Source organism: Paenibacillus oryzisoli, from assembly GCF_001653565.1.
Taxonomy (GTDB): Bacteria; Bacillota; Bacilli; order Paenibacillales; family NBRC-103111; genus Paenibacillus_E; species Paenibacillus_E oryzisoli.
This window is the reverse complement of sequence record NZ_LYPB01000074.1, coordinates 169,942-191,535: the sequence shown is the minus strand read 5'-3', so window position 1 is coordinate 191,535 and position 21,594 is coordinate 169,942. Positions and strand designations below refer to the sequence as shown.

The following is a 21,594-nucleotide window of genomic DNA, read 5'->3' as shown; positions in this document are numbered from 1 at the left end:
CTAGCGAGATTTTGCAATCTCTTTTATAGTCGATTACTCGACTGTGCTTACTCACTCGTTGTTCAGTTTTCAAAGATCAATATTTCCCTTATTAATCCTTCGCCTCTCAAAGGCGACTTGATCAATATACCACATCGGCCTACTCAATTGCAAGAACTTTTTTTAATTTCTTTCGTTCTTTTGTTTCACCGCCGAAGCGACAAGGAGTAATATAACAAATACCTGTAAGGATTGCAAGCTTTATTACAAATTACTTTCAAATTAACTAACTTATACGATTCTATGTAGTAAAAAGCCTCACTCTGTTGGCGAGTGAGGCTAACTATCTCATTTTAAATATGGCCGATTACATCTTGTATGAACAGATTTCTCTCAACAGTTAAGTTAACAATTGTACCATTGATATTAACCCACGGTCTTGTAGGATGTGAACGGTCAGAGAATACGATTTCACCTACACGGTTATCGCTTAGTTTGACTAGCGTCCCGTTACTAATTTGTGTGGATTTGTTCATAAAGACTTGGACAAGTGTTGGATCAACTTTACCGAAAGATTCGTTCAACAACTGCTCTAATACTACGTAAGGTGATAGAGCGGATTTGTAATAGCGTTCATTGGTCATTGCATTATAGATGTCAGCGATAGCGACAATTTTGGCATACATATGAATCTTGTCAGACTTTACGCCGAGTGGGTAGCCTGAACCATCTTCTCTTTCATGATGCTGAAGGGCTGTTAGTTTCACACCTTCATTAATGCCTGACATATTCTTAAGAATTTGATAGCCAATCAATGTATGATGTCTTATCTCGTCCATTTCTGCAGCAGTTAGAGGACTCTTCTTCTCGATAAGTGTGCGATCTACTTTGCTGGTACCAATATCGTGAAGCAGACCTGCCATAGCGATTTGAAGTAGATCCTTCTGCGGGAGACCTGCCCATCTTGCTAAGGAATATGAGGTCAAGCTTACTAGAATACTTTTATGATAAATATACTCATGTAGATTCCGATTCTTAGGTGTGAAGGTGAGTACTTTATAAGCATCAATGTGCCGAATTAGCGCTTCGAGGCCTGTACGAATTTCTAAGATAGGAAGCGGTTGACCGCCATTAGCAAGAAGGAATACTCGCTTGAGCAGTTTCACCATGTTCTGATATTCCGCATAAAAAGGATGAACAGCCTCAACTTCTTTAACTTTGGGTTCTTCACTCTCTTGTTCTACTTCATTGCTATTCATAGACTCAATATAAACAGAAGGAATGAGAAATGCTCTCAGAATTTCAAGTTCTCTTTCCTGAATGACTCTTCCTTTATGAAAAAGTATATTTCCCATCTTAGTTGTTACGTTATCGCCTAATCTTTCACCATATTTTATTTGTGAAACGGCTACTGTCGGCACGGTCATTCACTCACCTTACTATTTCATATACTTCATATTGTAAAGTAAAAAGGATGGGTTTGTAAGCCCCCATCCCTACATTTTACTACAATCAATTTACACTGATAGCAGTTTTTCTATTCCTCTGACTCTGTTGCTTCTGCTGACTCTTCCCAGTCGCCGTCTTCCTCAGACTCGTTCTGTTCTTCGTTCTTCTGAACGCGAGCCAACGTTCCTACTTCATCATCTTCACGTATGTTAATCAGACGAACACCTTGCGTATTGCGTCCCATGACAGAAATACCGTCCATGCTTGTACGAATAACTGTTCCCGATGCTGAAATAATCATCAGATCTTCATCTTCTTGTACCACTTTGAGACCGACAATCGGGCCGTTTTTCTCCGTAACATTCAAAGTTTTGATACCTTTACCGCCACGTGTTTGGATGCGATACTCGGAAACAGGCGTCCGTTTACCGAAACCTTTGGATGTTACAATAAGCACACTATTATCTTCATGAACAACGTCCATATCGATGACAGCATCCTCATCATCCAGATGAATACCTTTTACTCCCGTAGCCGATCTGCCCATTGAACGCACATCGCTCTCTGGGAAGTGAATGGACATCCCTAACTTGGTTCCCATAATAATTCCCTGGTTACCGTCAGTCAGCTTAACCCCAATGAGATCATCATCTTCCCGTAAATTGATGGCAATTAACCCACCCTTACGAATATTTGAATAATCATCAATTGGCGTTTTCTTCACAACACCTTGCTTCGTTGCAAAGAAAAGATATTGTTCTGTTTCAAAGCTCTCCACAGGAATTACCGCATTAACGGTTTCTCCTTGTTCGATTTGAATCAGGTTAATAATTGGTGTCCCTCGAGCTGTACGACTCAAATCTGGAATCTCGTAAGCTTTTAAGCGATAGACTTTCCCTTTATTCGTGAAGAACATCAGATAATGATGCGTATTCGTTACGAATAAATGTTCGACAAAGTCATTATCTTTTGTATCCATACCTACAACACCGCGACCGCCACGCTTTTGGTTCCGATAGGTCGTAACCGGTAGGCGCTTAATATAGCCTGTGTGAGTAATGGTAATAACGACATCTTCACGTGGAATTAAGTCTTCGTCTTCAATGCTTTCTTCACCGACTGTAATCTCCGAACGTCGCTCGTCGCCGAACTTTTCTTTGATTTCATTCAGCTCTTCACTAATGATCCCAAGAATTAGCTGCTCATCAGCAAGAATCGCTTTGAGTTCAGCAATTCTCTTCATGAGTTCCGCATATTCGGCTTCAATCTTCTCACGTTCCAAGCCAGTTAAACGCTGTAAACGCATATCGAGAATGGCTTGTGCTTGATCCAGACTCAGACTAAATGTCGACATGAGTCCTTCTCTCGCCTCATCCGTTGTACGGGAAGAACGAATTAATGCAATGACTTGATCCAGGTGATCAAGTGCAATACGCAAACCTTCCAAAATGTGCGCTCTAGCTTCCGCTTTACGCAGATCAAATTCGGTTCTACGACGAATAACTTCTTGTTGATGTTTTAGATAATAATGCAGCATCTCACGAAGATTTAAGACTTTAGGTTCACCGTTGACGAGAGCGAGCATAATAATCCCGAAATTGGATTGCATAGCTGTCTGTTTGAACAAGTTGTTCAGCACTACGTTAGGATTAACATCACGTCGCAGCTCAATTACTACACGCATCCCGTTGCGGTCTGACTCATCTCGGAGATCTGTGATCCCGTCGATTTTCTTCTCACGTACAAGCTCAGCAATTTTCTCTACTAATCTTGCTTTATTTACTTGATAAGGCAGCTCATTCACAATGATTCTAGCCTTATTATTATTTTCTTCAATGACGGTTCTAGCTCTCATCGTAACGGAGCCTCTACCTGTGGTATAGGCTGATCTGATGCCTTCGCGTCCAAGAATGAATCCGGCCGTTGGGAAATCAGGTCCTTTGATGGCTTGCATTAACTCCATTGACGTGACATCAGGTTTCTCGATCATCATTTGAATACCCTCGATAACCTCTCTTAGGTTATGAGGAGGGATATTCGTTGCCATACCTACGGCGATCCCTGAACTACCGTTAACAAGTAAGTTCGGGAAACGAGAAGGGAGAACGACGGGTTCATTTTCTTCGCCATCGTAGTTTGGTTTGTAATCGATTGTCTCTCGGTTAATATCACGGAGAAGCTCCATAGCAATCTTCGATAGACGAGCCTCGGTATAACGCATGGCTGCTGCCATATCTCCGTCGATTGATCCAAAGTTTCCATGCCCATCAACAAGCATATACCGTAGGGAGAAATCTTGTGCCATCCGAACCATCGTTTCGTACACCGCCGTATCACCGTGCGGATGATACTTACCGATAACTTCGCCAACGATTCTCGCTGATTTCTTATGTGGCTTATCTGGCGACATACCCAGTTCAGACATCGCAAACAAGATACGACGATGAACCGGCTTCAGACCGTCTCTAACATCTGGCAGTGCGCGACTGACAATGATACTCATCGCATAGTCCAAGAAGGATGTACGCATTTCGGTCGAAATGTCAATTTCTTTGACTTGCGAATGTAATTCTTCGCTCATGAATGTTCCTCCTGAAAGCTTACATCGTTTGCAACGTCTCAGACGACGTTAGATATCTAAATTTTTCACGTATTTCGCATGTTCCTCGATAAAATCACGTCTAGGCTCTACATTATCGCCCATCAATGAGTCAAAGAGTGTATCTGCTTCTATAGCATCTTCGATCGTCACTTGTAAAAGTGTGCGGCTTTCAGGATCCATAGTGGTTTCCCAAAGCTGGCCAGGATTCATCTCGCCAAGTCCTTTGTAACGTTGGACATTGACTTTCACGCCTTCACCAAACTCTTGCATAATGATTTCACGTTGCTTTTCGTTATAGGCATATCGAATTGTTTTATTACGCTCCAGCTTAAAAAGAGGTGGTTGTGCAATATACACATAGCCATTCTCAATTAGTTTTCGCATGTAGCGGTACAAGAAGGTAAGCAGCAAGGTACGAATATGCGCACCGTCTACATCGGCATCTGTCATCAAGATAATTTTGTGATATCGTGCTTTTGCAATATCGAAGTCATCACTAATTCCTGTGCCGAAAGCTGTAATCATGGCACGGATTTCGGTATTGGACAAGATACGATCCAAACGTGCTTTCTCTACATTCAGAATTTTACCACGCAGAGGCAGAATCGCTTGGAAGTGTCGGTCACGACCTTGCTTTGCTGAACCACCTGCAGAGTCACCTTCTACGATGTAAATCTCACTGATCGAGGCGTCTTTGGAAGAGCAATCTGCTAGTTTGCCTGGCAGAGCACTAACTTCAAGAGCGCTCTTACGGCGAGTCAATTCTCTAGCTTTACGCGCAGCTTCTCTTGCTCTAGCAGCTTGGATACCTTTTTCAAGGATCTTACGAGCGACAGCCGGGTTCTCTTCTAGGAATTCTTGCAATTTCTCTGCGAAAAGTGACTCCACAATACCACGAACTTCACTGTTACCCAGTTTTGTCTTCGTTTGACCTTCGAACTGCGGCTCTGGAATTTTCACGGAAATAATCGCAGCGAGACCCTCGCGCACATCATCTCCAGAAAGATTCGAGTCGCTTTCTTTGATCGAATTATTTTTACGAGCGTAGTCATTCAGGATCCGTGTCAGCGCACTTTTGAAACCTGATTCATGCGTTCCGCCCTCGTGTGTATTGATATTATTAGCAAAGGAGTAGATGTTCTCCGTATAGCTATCGTTATATTGGAGAGCAATCTCGATCGAAATGTTGTCCTTAGCGCCTTCTACATAGATCGGAACTTCATTGACAACTTCACGGTTGCGATTTAAATGCTGCACAAAGGACATAATACCACCTTCGTACATATGTGTTGCTACCGTATCCGTGCGCTCGTCAATTAAGTTAATCTCGATGCCTTTGTTCAAGAAAGCAAGCTCACGAATTCTGGATTGTAATGTATCAAAATCGTATTCAACCGTTTCTTTAAAAATCTCAGGATCCGGTTGGAACGTAACCGTGGTGCCCGTTTCTTCCGTTTCACCTATAACCTTCACATCATATTGCGGTGTTCCGCGGCGGTATTCTTGTTGATGAATTTGGCCTTTATTCTTTACTTGCACCGTTAAGTGCTCAGACAGCGCGTTAACTACGGAAATACCTACACCGTGCAAACCACCTGACACTTTGTAACCAGAATCCTCGCCACCGAATTTACCACCTGCGTGGAGCACGGTAAGTACAACTTCAAGTGTCGGTCTTTTCAGCTTGGCATTTTCCCCAACTGGAATTCCACGCCCATTATCAATAACAGTTACACTATTATTTTTATGGACAATAACGTCAATTTTTGTACAAAATCCGGCCAAAGCTTCGTCGATACTATTATCTACAACTTCCCAAACGAGATGGTGCAGTCCTCGGGCACTAGTAGAACCAATATACATACCCGGTCTTTTGCGAACGGCTTCTAAACCTTCCAGAACCTGAATCTGACTGTCATCGTACGCATTTTGATTCACAGACATGCTACTCTTCACCTGCTTTTTTATATTAAAAGAAGTTAATTCGTCAATAACTGGTTAGCTCTTTTCTTGAGCGTGGTTGAGGAAATGGGGGAATAGTAGACTTTATTTTTGGTAACAACTAGCGACTTACAATCTTCCTCACCAATTTGCTCTGTTCTTTTATCCTTCACTGCCTGCCCAATGAACTGCTTTGATATTTTGGATGACTTCTCAATCGAAATATCAAATATAGCAATTAATTCAGACGCTCTAATAATTTTTTCTCCACCCAAATGAATAAACATGCTCCTCAGCTCCTGCCGCTTACATTTCCTTTCAAAACATGAAACACGGAAGCATGATCCAGTTGGTCCAAATGAACACTCTCTAGACCTGTTGTCGTAATAAACGTTTGGACTTTCTGCTGAAACGTGCGTATTAACTGTGTCTGTCTATATTCATCCAGCTCCGATAGGACATCATCTAGCAATAGCAGCGGATATTCGCCTACTTCCTCATGAATGAGCTCAATTTCTGCTAGCTTAAGTGATAGCGCGGTTGTACGCTGCTGCCCTTGGGAACCGTACGTTTGGACTTCTTTATCATTTATGTAAAAGAGAAGATCGTCACGATGAGGGCCCACTAAAGTTACGCCTCTTCGGAATTCCTGATCTTTCACCAAAGATAACTTTATCATAAATTGGTTTAATAAAACAGATTCATCTTCAAATGGCTCCATGTCAAAAGAAGGGGAGTAGCGAATGACTAACGATTCACTATCGTTGGTTATTCCTCTGTGGATGTTCTCCGCCCATTTTTGAAGCTTCTTTATGAAGTTTTGACGCTTTTTCATAATTTTAACACCATACTGTGCTAATTGTTCATTCCAAATGTCCAACATGGCGTCAGGCGTGCTTTTTCCGGGGTAATTTTGCTTTAAATAATTGTTCCGTTGCACCAATATTTTCTGATACTGGGATAAGTCATGAATATAGGATGGTTGCACTTGACCGATTTCCATATCAAGAAAACGTCGTCTTATACCAGGCGTCCCTTTGACGATCTCTAAATCTTCAGGCGCAAACATGACAACGTTTAGTGCACCAATAAAATTACTGAGTTTTTTTTGTTCAAGACCATTAATCTTCGCTTTTTTCCCCTTGGAAGAGATGGAGAGATCCAGTTTACAGTTTCCGTACAATTTCTGAATCTCTGCATGCAGCAGGGTTTGTTCACCATTCCAACCAATCAGTTCTTTATCCTGGTGTGTACGATGAGATTTGGTCATGGCCATCACATAAATTGATTCCAATAAATTCGTTTTACCTTGTGCGTTTGGCCCGACGAAAATATTCACATTATTCGATGTTGTCAATTCAACATGATCGTAATTTCTATAATGACTGAGTATGAGTTTGTTCAGAAACATGGCCGATCAACCCCCTGGTTATTCCGATCAGGAGCCTATGACCTCGAATTGTCCAAAACCTTCTACCTTGACGATATCCTGCGGCACAAGTTTCCGACCTCTGCGATTTTCAGCTTGCCCGTTCACTTCAATTTTTGTTTCCACAACGAAAAATTTAGCTTGTCCACCTGTGGATATGCAGTCTGATAATTTCAGAAACTGACCCAGCGTGATATATGCAGTGTTGATAACTATTTGTTTCATCGGAGCGCTCCCTTAATTCGTTGTTCGGTATGGCAATATTAACTGTAAAATACTCGTCGAATCTTGCGGTTTCATAATGATCGGCTGCATAGCACCTGTAAATCCAATTTGGATAAACTCGGAGTCGAGTACTTTAAGTGCATCCAACATATATTTGGAGTTAAAAGAAATCTTAAGTAAATCACCAACGATATGCTGCAAAGCTATTTGTTCGGTTACTTTTCCTAGTTCGGAGGAGCTGGATGAGATTTCGATGGTTTTATCTTCTAGCATCATCATCTTAACAATATTCGTTTTGTCTTCTTTGGAAAGAAGGTACGCACGATCGATCGCTTCGGCCAATTCCTTCGTTGGAACCACCATTTCGGTTTGAAAGGATTGTGGAATGAGCTTAGATGTATCCGGGTAAGTGCCGTCTAAGATACGCGAATAAAATAAAATGGATTGAATTTTGAATAAAACTTGGTTGTCCGCAATAACTATATCTATAAGGGTGTTTTGATCAGGCAAAATTTTGCTTAATTCATTCAAGGTGCGTCCTGAAATAACGATATTAGGCAGGTTTTGAGCTTGCTCATTATCAACAGTTACTTCTCTACTTGCCAGGCGATGACGATCGCATGCGATAAACTTCAACTTATCACCTGAAATGTTCCAAAGAACACCTGTAAGAATCGGCGTCGACTCATTCGTTGATACCGCATAAGACGTTTGTTTAATCATCGTTTTAAGCAAATCACTTGGAAGGCGAAGCATTTTGCTTTCTTCAATTTCTGGAAGCAGCGGATACTCATCTGGATCTAAGCCCATGATTTGAATTTCGGAAGAACCTGAACGAATAATCGTTTGGAAGTTCGCTTTTACTTCAATTTCAATGAGCTGAGCTGGCAGCTTACGAATAATTTCAACGAAAAACTTAGCGGGAAGTACGACACTCCCAGCTTGAATAAGTTCAATAATTTTAATTGTGCTGTTTTCACTTGCGGTAAAGCTTTGAATTGAAATGTCGGTATCACTAGCCGTTAGCGTAACACCGCTTAAGGTTGCATCTATTTTGATCCCTGTAAGAATGGGTATCGTTGTTCGAGAGGATATGGCTTTGGAAACGTGACCAATGGATTCGATTAAATGGTCTTTTAGGATAGTTAATTTCATGACTTCACTCCTGCAGTTCTTTTTTTACGATGCGTTAGCATAATCATTATATAATAACATTCTTTATTAGTAATAGCAGTAGGGGCTCTGGATATGTGGATATGTGGATGAACCTGAGATAGAGCAAGCCTATCCACATGTGAATAGATTGTGCATAGGCTTATGGAAAAAGTGATGTTATTAAGAGGGGTTTTTGATGCGTTCCGTTAAGTTATGGACAATCTTATATAATTCTTGATCCACTTTGAGCTGCTGTACAATTTTCTCATGCGCATGTATGACGGTTGTATGATCGCGACCCCCAAAATTATCTCCGATTTTCGGCAAAGAGAAGTCTGTGAGTTCCCGTGCAAGGTACATGGCTACTTGCCTTGGGAAAGCCACGGCTTTTGTTCGTTTACGCGCTTTGAAATCCTCTAGCTTTAAACCATAGAATTCTCCAACTCGCGCTTGAATATCCTGTATCGTGATGACTCTTGGTCGGTTCGATGGGATGATATCTTTCAACGCTTCAGCTGTTAAATGGACGCTAATATCTTGATTAATAAGGGACGAGTAGGCGACTACGCGTATTAAGGCACCTTCTAGCTCTCGAATGTTTGTATCAATTTGGTTCGCGATATAGATCATAGCTTCATTCGGAATCTCTAGATTCTCGGCTTTAGCCTTTTTGCGCAGAATCGCGATACGTGTTTCTAAATCCGGTGGTTGAATATCCGTAATAAGTCCCCATTCAAAACGTGATCGTAAGCGATCTTCCAGGGTTGGAATCTCTTTTGGCGGACGATCACTTGAAATAATAATTTGCTTTCCTTCTTCATGAAGCGCGTTAAATGTGTGGAAAAACTCTTCCTGCGTTCCTTCTTTCCCCGCAAGAAATTGAATATCATCGATGAGCAATACATCAATGGTTCGGTATTTATTACGAAATCCTTCCCCGCGATTATCACGGACGGCATTGATAAATTCATTCGTAAACTTTTCGGAAGATATATATAGAACCCGAGAACCAGGGTTATGTTCGAGTACATAATGTCCGATCGCATGCATGAGATGAGTTTTACCTAGTCCAACGCCCCCATATAAAAAGAGGGGATTATACGCTTTTGCCGGAGCTTCAGCTACTGCAAGGGACGCAGCATGAGCAAAGCGATTACCTGATCCGATGACGAAAGTATCAAATGTGTACCTAGCGTTCATCATACTTGTAAAGTTTTCTTCACCAGCAACAATCGCTGGACCTTTGGGTGGAATGACAACCGGTTGAATAGCTTGCAGCGATTGCGATTTCTGTTCTTCAGTCTCGATGACGAATTTAACGGATACATGCTTTCCCGTAAAATCATAGATCGTTCCTTCGATTAGCTTCGTGTATCTACTCTCTAGCCATTCCTGCGCAAAATTATTAGGCGCACAAATAATGACTGTCGAATCGTTGAATACAGTGGCCTTCGTCGATTTGAGCCAGGTGTCGAAACTTGGTTTACTGAGCTTGGTTTGAATAATCGTTAAAATTTGTTGCCAAAGGTCCGCAGAATGGCCTTCCACAGTACTTCACTCCTTTTGAATCAAACATGTGGCATAGGCCAAGGATTACATGGTTATGATTTATGGATAAAACGTGAAGGAAACAATTCACGTAGGGATCTCGAAGAATGGGTAGTTAGCATATAGCGTGCCCAAATATCGTCTAAAAGAATCTAATATCGGCGGGGTCAAAAAAGGATGACTTTTGTCGGTTTTATCCACATTATTAAGTATCCATTGAAATGACTTATTCTTGTAGAGGGAAGTTTGTGCACATTGTTATCCACAGGTTGTTGATAACTTGGAGGATTAGTGGCGTATATCCACAGCAGAAACATTACTATCTTAACAAAAGATACCCTGTTAATCAACGGATTGTTTCGCATTATCCACAATAACAACAACTTGTGGGTAGAAATTGTTCACAACACAAGATATTGTTGATATTCTGTTGATTTTCGACAAAGTTAGTTCTTTCTCGTCAAAACTTTATACACAGCTTATTCTTTGACACTTGCGGAAGTAATCAGCTCTCCAAATACTGCACACTTGGGTAGGTTGACTTTCTTCTCCGAAAATGATTTAATGAGTAGTAGAAATTTTGTAGGATGGATATCCTCAGCCAGGTAGGGAGGTGCTATAGATGGGTCCAACATTTAACCCGAATACGAGAAAGCGTAAGAAGAACCATGGTTTCCGTAAAAGAATGAGCACGAAGAACGGTCGTAAAGTTCTACAAGCTCGTCGTCTTAAAGGAAGAAAAGTTCTTAGCGCGTAAGAAGAGGCTCCGAAAGGGGCTTTTTTTTTTGCATATTGCTGCACGGTTTACATTGAACTGGTTTTGTTAAAACTAGATTAGATATGTAGTGTTCTTTCAATTAATGAATGTGATCTGTCTGGAGTGTACATGGCTGTGGAGAAACTATATCGGTTAGCAAAAAGAGAAGACTTTAGTAAGGTGTATCGCTATGGGAAATCGATGGCCAATCAGCAATTCGTACTATATTATTTGCCGCAGCCTAAAGCAGAAGCTTTTCGGTTCGGGGTTTCAGTTTCCAAGAAAATTGGGAATGCGGTTGTACGTAATCGTTTGAGGCGAATGATGAAGGAAATTATTCGTTTGAAAAAAGAACATATGACACCTCAATATGATTATATTTTGTTGGCTAGAAAACCGGTTGTTGATATGGCCTACGCGGACATGGAGAAGAGTATCTGGCATGTCATTCGTAAAGCTTCTTTATTTAAAAAAAATGACGCTATGAAAAAGTAATGCAATATTTCCTTGCGGACTGAAGATGTGTTATAGTTTATCTTGGAAAAGACATTTAGGAGGATCTCATTTTGACTCGTCGAATTTATATGCTAGTAGCACTTTCTTCGGTGATTTTACTTTTGTCCGGATGTAGCCCGTCAAATGCAGCATCTGCGCCAATCGACCTGAACACGGCTAATTTTTTTACGAAGTACTTTACGTACCCGCTTTCACAAACGCTTGACTGGTTCGCCGATCATCTATGGGGTCAATATGGATTATCCATTTTGGTTGTTACATTGATTATTCGATTGATTATTTTGCCGCTTACGCTTAAGCAATACAAAAGCTCCAAACGGATGCAGGATCTGCAGCCTGAAATGAAGAAGCTTAAAGAGAAATATAAAGATGATGCAAAAAAACAACAAGAAGAAACGATGAAACTATTCCAACAGAATGGTGTTAATCCGTTAGCTGGTTGTTTTCCAATCATCGTACAAATGCCAATTCTAATTGCTCTTTACCAGGCGATTATGCGTAACCAAGAGATCCATGAGCACACGTTCTTATGGTTGAATCTTGGTAAACCGGATCACTTATACATCTTACCGTTGATTGCCGCGGCTACGACGTTCATTCAACAAATGTTCATGTCTTCCCAAATGAATCAACAAATGAAAAGCTTAATGTACATTTTCCCGGTCATGATTTTTGTTATGTCCATGAACTTTGCATCGGCACTTCCGTTATACTGGATTTACGGTAACATTTTCACAATCGTTCAGTCTTATTTCATCTATGGTGCTCCTGGTTCACAAAAAAAGCCTGGATCTCAAAATAATAAGGGTGGCCTGTCTAAATGAAGAAAATCGTGGTGACTGGAAAGACAATTGAGCTAGCAGTTAAATCTGGTCTAGATCAATGGCAAGTTTCGGAGGATCGTGTACATATTCATATTTTGGAACAGCCCTCACGAGGGTTGTTCGGGTTTATTGGATCCAGAGTTGCGAAGGTTGAGCTCGAATTGATACCCGATCCACTTGAGGAAGCGATAGCTTTCTTACAAGATATGTTCGAAGCGATGCAAATTTCCATCACCATAGATACGCATAAAGATCGTGAAGGCTATATCTTAAACATGAGTGGCTCGGAATTAGGTATTTTGATCGGAAAAAGAGGACAAACACTCGATGCGCTTCAGTATTTAGTTAATATTGTTGGTAATCGTTATGCGAATTCTCATTTCCGCATCATCTTAGATGCGGAGAATTTCCGTGATCGACGGAAGAAGACGTTGGAAGAGCTGGCGTTAAGACTGGCTAATCGCGTAATCAAGTCGAAAAAAGAAGTTATTTTGGAGCCTATGAATTCGCAGGAACGTAAGATTATTCATGCTGAATTACAAGGCCATCCCGTTATCAAAACGTATAGTAAAGGCGAGGAACCGAATCGTCGGGTTGTCATCGCTGTTAAATAACACAGATCGCAATGACTTGGTTCATATGTCATTGCTTTTTCTTTAGAATGAGGTAAATTCGAGGTGCAAATACTATGTTAAATGATACGATTGCTGCTATTTCTACACCGCTTGGTGAGGGTGGGATAGCGGTTATTCGTGTGAGCGGCGAGGATTCTGTCACATACGTTGAACGTATTTTCCGCTCCAAAACGAAATTATCTGTTGCTGACACGCATACGGTACATTATGGATTCATAATAGAACCTGCTTCCGCCGAAAAGGTAGAGGAGGTTCTAGTTACGTTAATGAAAGCTCCGCGATCCTTCACAATGGAGGATGTTGTTGAAATTAGTTGTCACGGAGGCATTGTCTCCGTTAAGAAAGTGCTTGATTTACTGCTAGTACAAGGGGTTCGCTTAGCAGAGCCCGGTGAGTTTACAAAGCGTGCTTTCTTGAATGGTCGTATTGACTTAACGCAAGCGGAAGCGGTTATTGACTTAATTCGGGCTAAGTCGGATCGAGCTTTTAAGGTAGCCTTAAAGCAGGTAGAAGGCAATTTATCGAAACAGATTAAGCATTTGCGTTACATTCTGGTGGAGTTAATGGCCCATGTCGAGGTGAACATTGACTACCCTGAACATGATGTAGAGGAAATGACGAATGCTTTCATTAAGACGAAGTGTGATACGGTCATGCTGGATATTGATCGTTTATTGGTGACCGCAGAACAAGGTAAAATTTTGCGTGAGGGCATTGAGACGGCAATTGTCGGCAAACCTAATGTTGGGAAGTCGTCATTGTTAAATGAATTAGCTCAAGAGAATCGAGCTATTGTTACGGATATTCCAGGTACAACACGGGATGTTATCGAGGAGTTTGTTAATATTGGTGGTATTCCGTTGAAGCTGTTGGATACAGCGGGAATTCGCGAAACATCGGATATTGTGGAACAAATTGGTGTGGAACGTTCAAAGACCGCATTAGCGGAAGCTGATCTTATTCTACTGGTGTTGAATAGTAATGATGAGCTTCAACTCGACGAGATTGCATTAATGAAGCAGTTGGCCGATAAACAAACAATCGTTATTCTGAATAAGATTGATCTGGAACGTAAATTAGATGTAGAACAGGTGCTGAGCTATTTCGCACAAGAACGTATTGTGGAACTTTCCCTGGTTGAGAACAAAGGTATTGAGGATTTGGAAAAAGCGATCGCTGCAATTTTCTTTGAAGGAAAGCTCGAATCCAGTGATTTAACATATGTGAGTAATGTTCGCCATATTTCCTTGTTGAAGCAAGCCAAGCGTTCCTTGCAGGATGCCTTAGATGCGAATGAGCAATATGTGCCGATTGATATGATTCAAATTGATATCCGAGCTGCCTGGGAGCAGTTAGGGGAGATTATCGGTGATTCCGTAGGGGAGTCCCTAATCGATCAAATTTTTACACAATTCTGCTTAGGAAAATGAAAATCGACAGCATTTGCGTTTTCATAAAAGAGGGAGGGACGTTTCTATGGGATATCACGCAGGAGAATATGACGTTATCGTTATCGGTGCTGGTCATGCAGGATGTGAGGCTGCGTTAGCATCAGCTCGCATGGGTTGCAATACATTGCTACTAACGATCAATTTAGATATGGTTGCTTTCATGCCTTGTAACCCGTCCATCGGTGGTCCAGCGAAAGGACACGTTGTTCGGGAGATCGATGCGCTTGGTGGTGAGATGGGCCGTAACATTGATAAGACATACATTCAACTTCGTATGTTGAATACAGGCAAGGGTGCTGCTGTTCACGCACTGCGCGCTCAGGCCGATAAATTTTCGTATCAGCACAAAATGAAAGAAACGATCGAAGCTACTCCTAATTTGACTTTACGTCAAGGGATGGCTGAAGAACTTATCGTTGAAAATGGTGTTTGTAAAGGACTAATTACCAAAACAGGTGCTGAGTATTACGCAAAGTCTATTGTACTGACAACGGGTACGTATTTGCGTGGGAAAGTCATCATGGGCGAACTGATGTACGAGAGTGGACCTAATAATCAACAACCGTCCGTTAAATTATCCGAGTCTTTACGTAAGTTAGGGTTCGATCTCGTTCGTTTCAAAACAGGTACGCCACCTCGTGTTCATAAAGATACGATTGATTTTAGCAAAACGGAAATTCAACCAGGCGACGAGCAGCCGAAGTTTTTCTCCTTCGAAACGAAGTACGGCTCCAATCACAATGAGCAGCTTCCATGCTGGTTGACTTATACGTCTGCCGAAACTCATCAGATTATTAATGATAATTTGCATCGTGCTCCGATGTTCTCAGGTGCGATTGAAGGGACCGGTCCTAGATACTGTCCTTCTATTGAAGATAAAATTGTTCGTTTCAGCGATAAGCCGAAGCATCAAATTTTCTTAGAGCCTGAAGGTCACAGTACGTCAGAGTATTATGTACAAGGTCTCTCTACAAGTATGCCGGAAGATGTACAGTTGGGCATTCTCCGTTCTATTCCTGGGTTGGAAAAAGTAGAAATGATGCGGACGGGTTATGCGATCGAGTACGACGCGGTAGTACCAACGCAATTGAAACCATCATTGGAAACGAAGCTTGTTAGTGGGTTATTTACAGCTGGGCAAATTAATGGCACTTCTGGATACGAAGAGGCTGCTGGTCAAGGTGTTATGGCTGGTATTAATGCCGCGCGTAAAGTCCAAGAGAAGGAAGCCATTGTATTGGAACGTTCGGAAGGTTACATTGGCGTTCTTATCGATGATCTTGTAACGAAAGGTACGAGTGAGCCGTATCGCTTGCTTACTTCTCGTGCAGAATATCGCTTGTTGCTTCGTCATGACAATGCAGATCTTCGCTTGACGCCTATTGGTCATGAAATTGGTCTGATTTCTGAGGAGCGTTACGCGAGATTTTTAAATAAAAAATCATTGATCGAGCAAGAAATTGAACGTCTATCTGAAGTGAAGGTGAGGCCAGAGCCTCATGTTCAAGAATTACTTCAAAGCTTGGAAAGTGTGGAGTTAACAAACTCAGTACCTGCGATTTCCTTGCTGCGTCGTCCTGAGATTGAATATAAACATATAGAACAGATGACAGTATCTCCTTTTGACTTAGATGAAGATATGAAGGAGCAAGTTGGGATTCAAGTTAAATATGCGGGATATATTGAAAAGCAAAGTAATCAGGTTGAACGTTTACGCAAAATGGAAAAGAAAAAAATCCCTGATGATATCGAGTACAGTGAGATTCATGGGATTGCTACAGAAGCGAAACAAAAGCTCGCAAAAATTCGCCCAATCTCAATTGGCCAAGCTTCCCGTATCAGCGGCGTTACGCCATCAGATATCTCAATCTTGCTTGTATATCTCGAACATTACAATAGAGTCATAGCGGCTAGAGGTTAAAGATATGGATGCTATTCAGCAGCAGTTCACAGCGTTATTAGCTCAAGAGAATATCACACTTTCTACGAGACAGTTAGAGCAATTTGAACAGTACTACAAGACGCTCGTAGAGTGGAATGAAAAAATGAATTTAACTGGTATCACAGAGAGAGATCAAGTTTATCTTAAACATTTCTATGATTCTCTTTCTGTGGCTTTCAATTTCGATATGGGGAGGGTTACCTCCCTTGCTGATATCGGGTCTGGTGCAGGATTCCCTAGCATACCTCTTAAAATTGCATTTCCCCATCTACAAGTTACTATTGTTGATTCTTTGAATAAACGTATCCTCTTTTTAAAAGAAATAGTTTCCCAACTCGGCTTAAGCGAGATGGATTGTGTTCACGGTAGAGCAGAGGATGTAGCTAGGTTACCTCGGTATCGTGACCGCTTTGATCTTGTTACAGCTAGAGCTGTTGCGAAACTGCAAGTGCTTAATGAGTTCTGTCTTCCATTTGCCAAGAGCGGAGGTACTTTCATTGCGATGAAAGGCTCTGAAGTGGATGAAGAGATTAAAGATTCATCATTTAGTTTAGTAGAGCTGCGGGGCAAAGTAACGAAGGTTTATCGAATGATTTTACCTATTGAAGAATCAGTAAGACACTTTGTTGAAATACAGAAAACAGCTGCTACGCCAGCTAAATATCCTAGAAAAGCGGGGCTTCCTTTAAAGGAGCCACTCTTCAAATAATACAAATGTTTCACGTGAAACATTTGGTAGCTTTCCTGTTATTTAGAAGGATTATGGCCTTCGATGGAGAATACATATATAAGGTGAGAGCCAGTCATTTACTGGCTTTGCCTTACCTTTACCAATAAGAAAGTATAAGTTTTCGGCGCTCGAAAACAGCTTCCTTATTGGCGATAAAACCATATATAGGTATCTTTGGGCGGAGACCAAAGTCTCTCCTCCTTAAAACGCGGTCGCTCATCATTGAATAGCCTCGATAGAGGTTTTCTCATTTGTAATGTTATTGTTGGATATGTGCAATTGATAGATTAAATTTACTAGAATCAGACAGCATGAATGACATCGTCTCGAAACGGCGAAATGATCTTTTTACCTTGTACAGGCGCTGGGTCCGTTTATTGTAACTGTACTGATCGCTTAAACTACGGGAAGAGTTGGTGGTAAGTTTTCCTATGAAAGAACAAATATCGAAGCTATTTGGCCTTGCAGATCGTTCAACGACGGATGAGGTCAAAAACATACCCGTAAATAGTATTATTCCAAGTCCCTATCAGCCAAGAACGTTATTCGATGATGATCGAATTGATGAACTATGTCAAACCATTCGCACACATGGGATCATTCAACCTATTGTTGTTCGAGTCAAAAATAATACATTTGAATTGATCGCAGGCGAACGTCGTTTACGTGCTGTGAAAAAACTAGGGCTTGATACAATACCAGCTATTGTTCGAGACTTTAATGATTCACAAGCGGCATCTATTGCCCTTATTGAAAATCTGCAGCGTGAAGGGCTTACTGCGATTGAAGAAGCTGCAGCTTACCATCAATTGATTGAGATGCACGATCTTACCCAGGAGAGTCTTGCTCAGCGACTGGGTAAAAGTCAGTCCACCATTGCGAATAAGATCCGTTTATTACAATTATCCGAACCTGTTAAACTAGCACTCATGGAACGCAAAATTACGGAACGTCACGCTCGAGCTTTATTAGCTCTTGATCAAGAAGAGCAGCAGGTAAAGTTGCTAGAAGAGATTATCACGAAAGAACTAAACGTAAAGCAAACAGAAATTAGAATTAGTTTCTTGAAAGAAGCTGCAAAGATTAAGAAAACGCGCCGAGTATCTTTTACGAAAGATGTTAGGCTGGCATTGAATACGATCCGACAATCAGTTGAAATGGTTACGAGTTCCGGATTAAATATTGATAAGTCAGAGCAAGATCACGAAGATCACTATGAAATTATAATTAAGATACCTAAGCGATAATTTAGGCATTCCTGTTACCTAAAAACGGCGCAAGCCGTTTTTTTTGCATCTAATGGCACGAATCTATCAAATATTCATAAGGTAACTAGTTGATAGATATGGTAAGATAGTACTACTGCTTGTTAAATAGCATTATGGAACATAAGCGATAGAGGTGAAACGGTTTTGTCTAAAATTATTGCAATAACGAATCAGAAGGGTGGCGTCGGCAAGACGACGACTTCTGTGAATCTAGGCGCTTCATTAGCTTCGCTTGGTAAACGCGTTCTTTTGGTTGATATTGACCCTCAAGGGAACACAACAAGTGGTATTGGTATCAATAAAGCTGATGTTACAAATTGCATCTACGATGTCCTGATTAATGATGTGCATCCCAAAGATGCGACGTTTGATACGAATGTACCGAACCTCAAAATTGTTCCGGCGACGATTCAATTGGCTGGTGCAGAAATTGAATTGGTTCCAACCATTTCAAGAGAAGTTCGATTAAAGAAATCACTTCAACTTGTCAAACACTTATATGATTATATTTTGATAGATTGCCCTCCGTCACTTGGCCTTTTAACGATCAACTCTTTAACTGCCGCGGATTCCGTCATTATTCCCATTCAATGTGAATACTACGCATTAGAAGGTTTAAGCCAACTTCTGAACACGGTGCGTTTGGTGCAAAAGCATTTAAATACAGGACTTCAAATTGAAGGCGTCCTATTGACGATGTTTGATGCAAGAACGAACTTAGGTATTCAGGTTATTGAAGAAGTTAAAAAGTATTTCCAAACAAAGGTTTATCAAACGATTATTCCTCGGAATGTACGATTGAGTGAAGCTCCAAGTCATGGGCAATCCATTATTACGTATGATCCTAGATCAAAAGGCGCAGAAGTTTATTTAGAACTAGCTAAGGAAGTGATCTCAGTATGACCAAAGGCCTCTCTAAAGGTTTAGGTAAAGGATTAGACGCATTAATCACATCCTTGCATATTGATGAGAGCGATAAAGTCATTCAGATTCCACTGGCTCAATTGAGAGCCAATCCCTATCAACCTAGAAAGCATTTTAATGAGGATAGTATTAAAGAACTTTCAGAGTCGATCAAAGAGCATGGTGTCATTCAGCCCATCATTGTTCGGAAGGTTCTTAAGGGCTATGAGATCATCGCAGGGGAACGTCGTTTCCGTGCTTCACAAGTTGCAGGAACGCCTACGATCCCTGCTGTTGAACGCATTCTTTCTGATCAACAGGTGATGGAGATTGCTTTGATTGAGAACGTGCAACGTGAGGATCTTAATGCACTCGAGATCGCTTTTGCTTACCAAGGCATCATTGATCAGTTCTCCCTGACACAAGAGGAGCTTTCTGCGAAAGTCGGTAAGAGTAGATCTCACATCGCCAATTTCCTAAGATTGCTTTCCCTTCCTGAATCGATCAAACAATATGTTTCACGTGGAACATTATCCATGGGACATGCGAGAGCAATTGTTGGTGTGAAGGATGATAAGGTTAAGAAAGAACTGGCAGAATCGACAATTTCTAAACAGTGGAGTGTTAGAGAGCTTGAAGAAGCAATTAAAATGCTAGAAGAACCACCTGGTCCTGAGAAGGAAAAGACGAAACAAAAAGAAAAGAATAGAGATCCGTATATTAATCAAGCAGAAGAGCAATTGCGAGACATTTATCGGACATCCGTGAAAATTAAGAGTCAGCAGGATAAAGGAAAGATCGAGTTGCTCTATTATTCAAAGGACGATCTCAACCGACTGCTAGAGCTGTTGCAAGGTAAAATCTCTTAGAAATTGCTAGCGTACCTATGGGGAGGCTGTCTGTTCATTAATTATGAACGGATTGTCTCCTATGTTTTTCTTTCGAACAGAAGGAACAAACTAAGGTATGCTATCTTTTTGACCATATGGATGGATTTGTAGAACCTACTTCTGAAAGCAGACGTCTCATTCATGAAGGATCTGCTACAGAGTAGGGATTTCTCGAAAGGGGCTGGAGACATGAAAGACGTAATGTATTTCGATCAAGCAGCATCTTCGTGGCCAAAGCCACCAGCGGTAATGGATGCCATGATGCAATGCATGCAGGAGTATGCAGCTAATCCTGGCAGAGGCAGCCATCAGATGGCTGTGAAGGCAAGCCGCACGTTGTTCGAGGCAAGGAAGAATCTAGCTAAGTTATTCGGTGTGAAAAACCCAAACGATATTTCATTTGCACTTAATACAACACATGCACTAAACCAAGCGATCAAAGGGTTTGTTAAGCCTGGTGATCATGTGATTTGTACGCATGTTGAACACAATTCGGTGAGAAGACCGCTAGAATATTTAAAAGCCTCTGCTGGTGTTGAGCTTACTTATTTGACACATGATGAGCAGGGGAGTATGCAATTAAATGAGTTGAAAGAAGCGTTCCGCTCGAATACGACACTCGTTGTGGTAACTCACAGCTCTAATCTATTAGGCACAATTATGCCAATTGGAGAGATTGGGGAGCTCTGTAGAAGCCATGGTGCGAAGCTGCTTGTAGACGCGGCTCAGAGCGCCGGTGTACTGCCAATTCATGTCGCAGATATGAATATCGACATGCTCGCCTTCCCGGGCCACAAGGGGCTCCTGGGGCCTCAAGGGACGGGTGGGCTATACACCCATCCGGATATTGATTTGGAACCATTGCTGCATGGTGGTACGGGCAGTCAATCAGAGGCCATTCGCCAGCCGACGGTACGGCCTGATCGTTATGAAGCAGGGACTCAGAACACGCCAGGCATCGCTGGGTTGAATGAAGGTGTCAAGTTCATCCTAGGGGAAACCGTGGACAAGATTCATGCGAAAGAATGGGCGCATACGCAACAATTAATGGAAGGGCTACTGGGAATTGAAGGAGTTACGATTCTAGGGCCGAAGCTTGGACAAAATAAAACAGGAATCGTTTCCTTTAACATTCAAGATGTGGATTCATCGGAAGTTGCTTTCATCCTCGACCAGTCATTCCAAATTGCCGTACGTTCGGGCTATCATTGTACGCCACTTGCACATGAAGTTGCCGGCAGTTTGGCCAAAGGAGCTGTACGGTCGAGTATCGGGTATTTTACGACGGACGAAGAAATAACAGCACTCATTGAAGCTGTCAAAGAGATTCAAGCGCAATATGCGAAGTAG

19 protein-coding genes are annotated in these 21,594 nt (G+C 41.5%); 11 read left to right on the top strand and 8 right to left on the bottom strand.

Annotated elements, in window-relative coordinates; genetic code table 11:
- Positions 1-332: 332 nt before the first annotated feature.
- The 8 genes from A8708_RS21015 to dnaA all read right to left on the bottom strand — a co-directional run bounded on the left by A8708_RS21015 (position 333) and on the right by dnaA (position 10,328).
- A complete protein-coding gene (locus tag A8708_RS21015; RefSeq protein ID WP_068667059.1) occupies positions 333-1,400 on the bottom strand; it encodes an HD-GYP domain-containing protein in 1,068 nt (355 codons plus the stop codon).
- 116 nt (positions 1,401-1,516) lie between these two features.
- Complete coding sequence (gyrA, locus tag A8708_RS21010) at positions 1,517-4,009, bottom strand: DNA gyrase subunit A (protein WP_068667039.1); 2,493 nt, start codon at positions 4,007-4,009, stop codon at positions 1,517-1,519.
- A gap of 48 nt (positions 4,010-4,057) precedes the next feature.
- Positions 4,058-5,974, bottom strand: a complete 1,917-nt coding sequence (gene gyrB / locus A8708_RS21005; RefSeq protein WP_068667037.1) for a DNA topoisomerase (ATP-hydrolyzing) subunit B — start codon at positions 5,972-5,974, stop codon at positions 4,058-4,060.
- Between the two features lie 35 nt (positions 5,975-6,009).
- Entirely contained in the window at positions 6,010-6,258 is a 249-nt protein-coding gene (gene remB, locus A8708_RS21000) for an extracellular matrix regulator RemB (protein ID WP_068667035.1), read from the bottom strand.
- 5 nt (positions 6,259-6,263) lie between these two features.
- Positions 6,264-7,382, bottom strand: a complete 1,119-nt coding sequence (gene recF, locus A8708_RS20995) for a DNA replication/repair protein RecF (RefSeq protein ID WP_068667033.1) — start codon at positions 7,380-7,382, stop codon at positions 6,264-6,266.
- A gap of 27 nt (positions 7,383-7,409) precedes the next feature.
- Complete coding sequence (gene yaaA, locus A8708_RS20990) at positions 7,410-7,625, bottom strand: S4 domain-containing protein YaaA (protein WP_057314181.1); 216 nt, start codon at positions 7,623-7,625, stop codon at positions 7,410-7,412.
- Positions 7,626-7,637: 12 nt separating this feature from the next.
- Positions 7,638-8,780, bottom strand: coding sequence for a DNA polymerase III subunit beta (gene dnaN, locus A8708_RS20985; RefSeq protein ID WP_068667032.1), 1,143 nt, complete (start codon positions 8,778-8,780; stop codon positions 7,638-7,640).
- Between the two features lie 180 nt (positions 8,781-8,960).
- The gene (dnaA, locus tag A8708_RS20980) at positions 8,961-10,328 is read right to left on the bottom strand and encodes a chromosomal replication initiator protein DnaA (protein ID WP_068667029.1); all 1,368 of its coding nucleotides are present in this window, start codon (positions 10,326-10,328) and stop codon (positions 8,961-8,963) included.
- A gap of 622 nt (positions 10,329-10,950) precedes the next feature.
- On the opposite strand from dnaA, the gene rpmH reads away from it, so the two are divergent.
- The 11 genes from rpmH to A8708_RS20925 all read left to right on the top strand — a co-directional run bounded on the left by rpmH (position 10,951) and on the right by A8708_RS20925 (position 21,594).
- Positions 10,951-11,085 carry a 50S ribosomal protein L34 gene (gene rpmH, locus A8708_RS20975; RefSeq protein WP_028557239.1) on the top strand — a complete coding sequence of 45 codons (135 nt, stop codon included), beginning with the start codon at positions 10,951-10,953 and terminating at the stop codon, positions 11,083-11,085.
- Between the two features lie 135 nt (positions 11,086-11,220).
- Positions 11,221-11,580 carry a ribonuclease P protein component gene (rnpA, locus tag A8708_RS20970; protein WP_068667057.1) on the top strand — a complete coding sequence of 120 codons (360 nt, stop codon included), beginning with the start codon at positions 11,221-11,223 and terminating at the stop codon, positions 11,578-11,580.
- A 71-nt stretch (positions 11,581-11,651) separates the two neighbouring features.
- Positions 11,652-12,425: a membrane protein insertase YidC gene (yidC, locus tag A8708_RS20965; RefSeq protein ID WP_068667027.1), complete on the top strand. Its 774-nt coding sequence runs from the start codon at positions 11,652-11,654 to the stop codon at positions 12,423-12,425.
- Positions 12,422-13,039, top strand: a complete 618-nt coding sequence (jag, locus tag A8708_RS20960) for an RNA-binding cell elongation regulator Jag/EloR (RefSeq protein WP_057314190.1) — start codon at positions 12,422-12,424, stop codon at positions 13,037-13,039. Before yidC ends, jag begins: the two co-directional genes overlap by 4 nt.
- 74 nt (positions 13,040-13,113) lie before the next feature.
- Positions 13,114-14,490 carry a tRNA uridine-5-carboxymethylaminomethyl(34) synthesis GTPase MnmE gene (mnmE, locus tag A8708_RS20955; protein ID WP_068667025.1) on the top strand — a complete coding sequence of 459 codons (1,377 nt, stop codon included), beginning with the start codon at positions 13,114-13,116 and terminating at the stop codon, positions 14,488-14,490.
- Positions 14,491-14,536: 46 nt separating this feature from the next.
- Positions 14,537-16,432, top strand: coding sequence for a tRNA uridine-5-carboxymethylaminomethyl(34) synthesis enzyme MnmG (mnmG, locus tag A8708_RS20950; RefSeq protein WP_068667023.1), 1,896 nt, complete (start codon positions 14,537-14,539; stop codon positions 16,430-16,432).
- A 4-nt stretch (positions 16,433-16,436) separates the two neighbouring features.
- Positions 16,437-17,162 carry a 16S rRNA (guanine(527)-N(7))-methyltransferase RsmG gene (rsmG, locus tag A8708_RS20945; RefSeq protein WP_068667021.1) on the top strand — a complete coding sequence of 242 codons (726 nt, stop codon included), beginning with the start codon at positions 16,437-16,439 and terminating at the stop codon, positions 17,160-17,162.
- Between the two features lie 452 nt (positions 17,163-17,614).
- The gene (noc, locus tag A8708_RS20940; RefSeq protein ID WP_068667019.1) at positions 17,615-18,430 is read left to right on the top strand and encodes a nucleoid occlusion protein; all 816 of its coding nucleotides are present in this window, start codon (positions 17,615-17,617) and stop codon (positions 18,428-18,430) included.
- A 165-nt stretch (positions 18,431-18,595) separates the two neighbouring features.
- Positions 18,596-19,354 (top strand): ParA family protein, encoded by a 759-nt coding sequence (locus A8708_RS20935; RefSeq protein ID WP_068667017.1) that lies wholly within the window; start codon positions 18,596-18,598, stop codon positions 19,352-19,354.
- Positions 19,351-20,223 carry a ParB/RepB/Spo0J family partition protein gene (locus A8708_RS20930; protein WP_068667015.1) on the top strand — a complete coding sequence of 291 codons (873 nt, stop codon included), beginning with the start codon at positions 19,351-19,353 and terminating at the stop codon, positions 20,221-20,223. Before A8708_RS20935 ends, A8708_RS20930 begins: the two co-directional genes overlap by 4 nt.
- A 210-nt stretch (positions 20,224-20,433) precedes the next feature.
- Positions 20,434-21,594, top strand: coding sequence for an aminotransferase class V-fold PLP-dependent enzyme (locus A8708_RS20925; protein ID WP_068667013.1), 1,161 nt, complete (start codon positions 20,434-20,436; stop codon positions 21,592-21,594).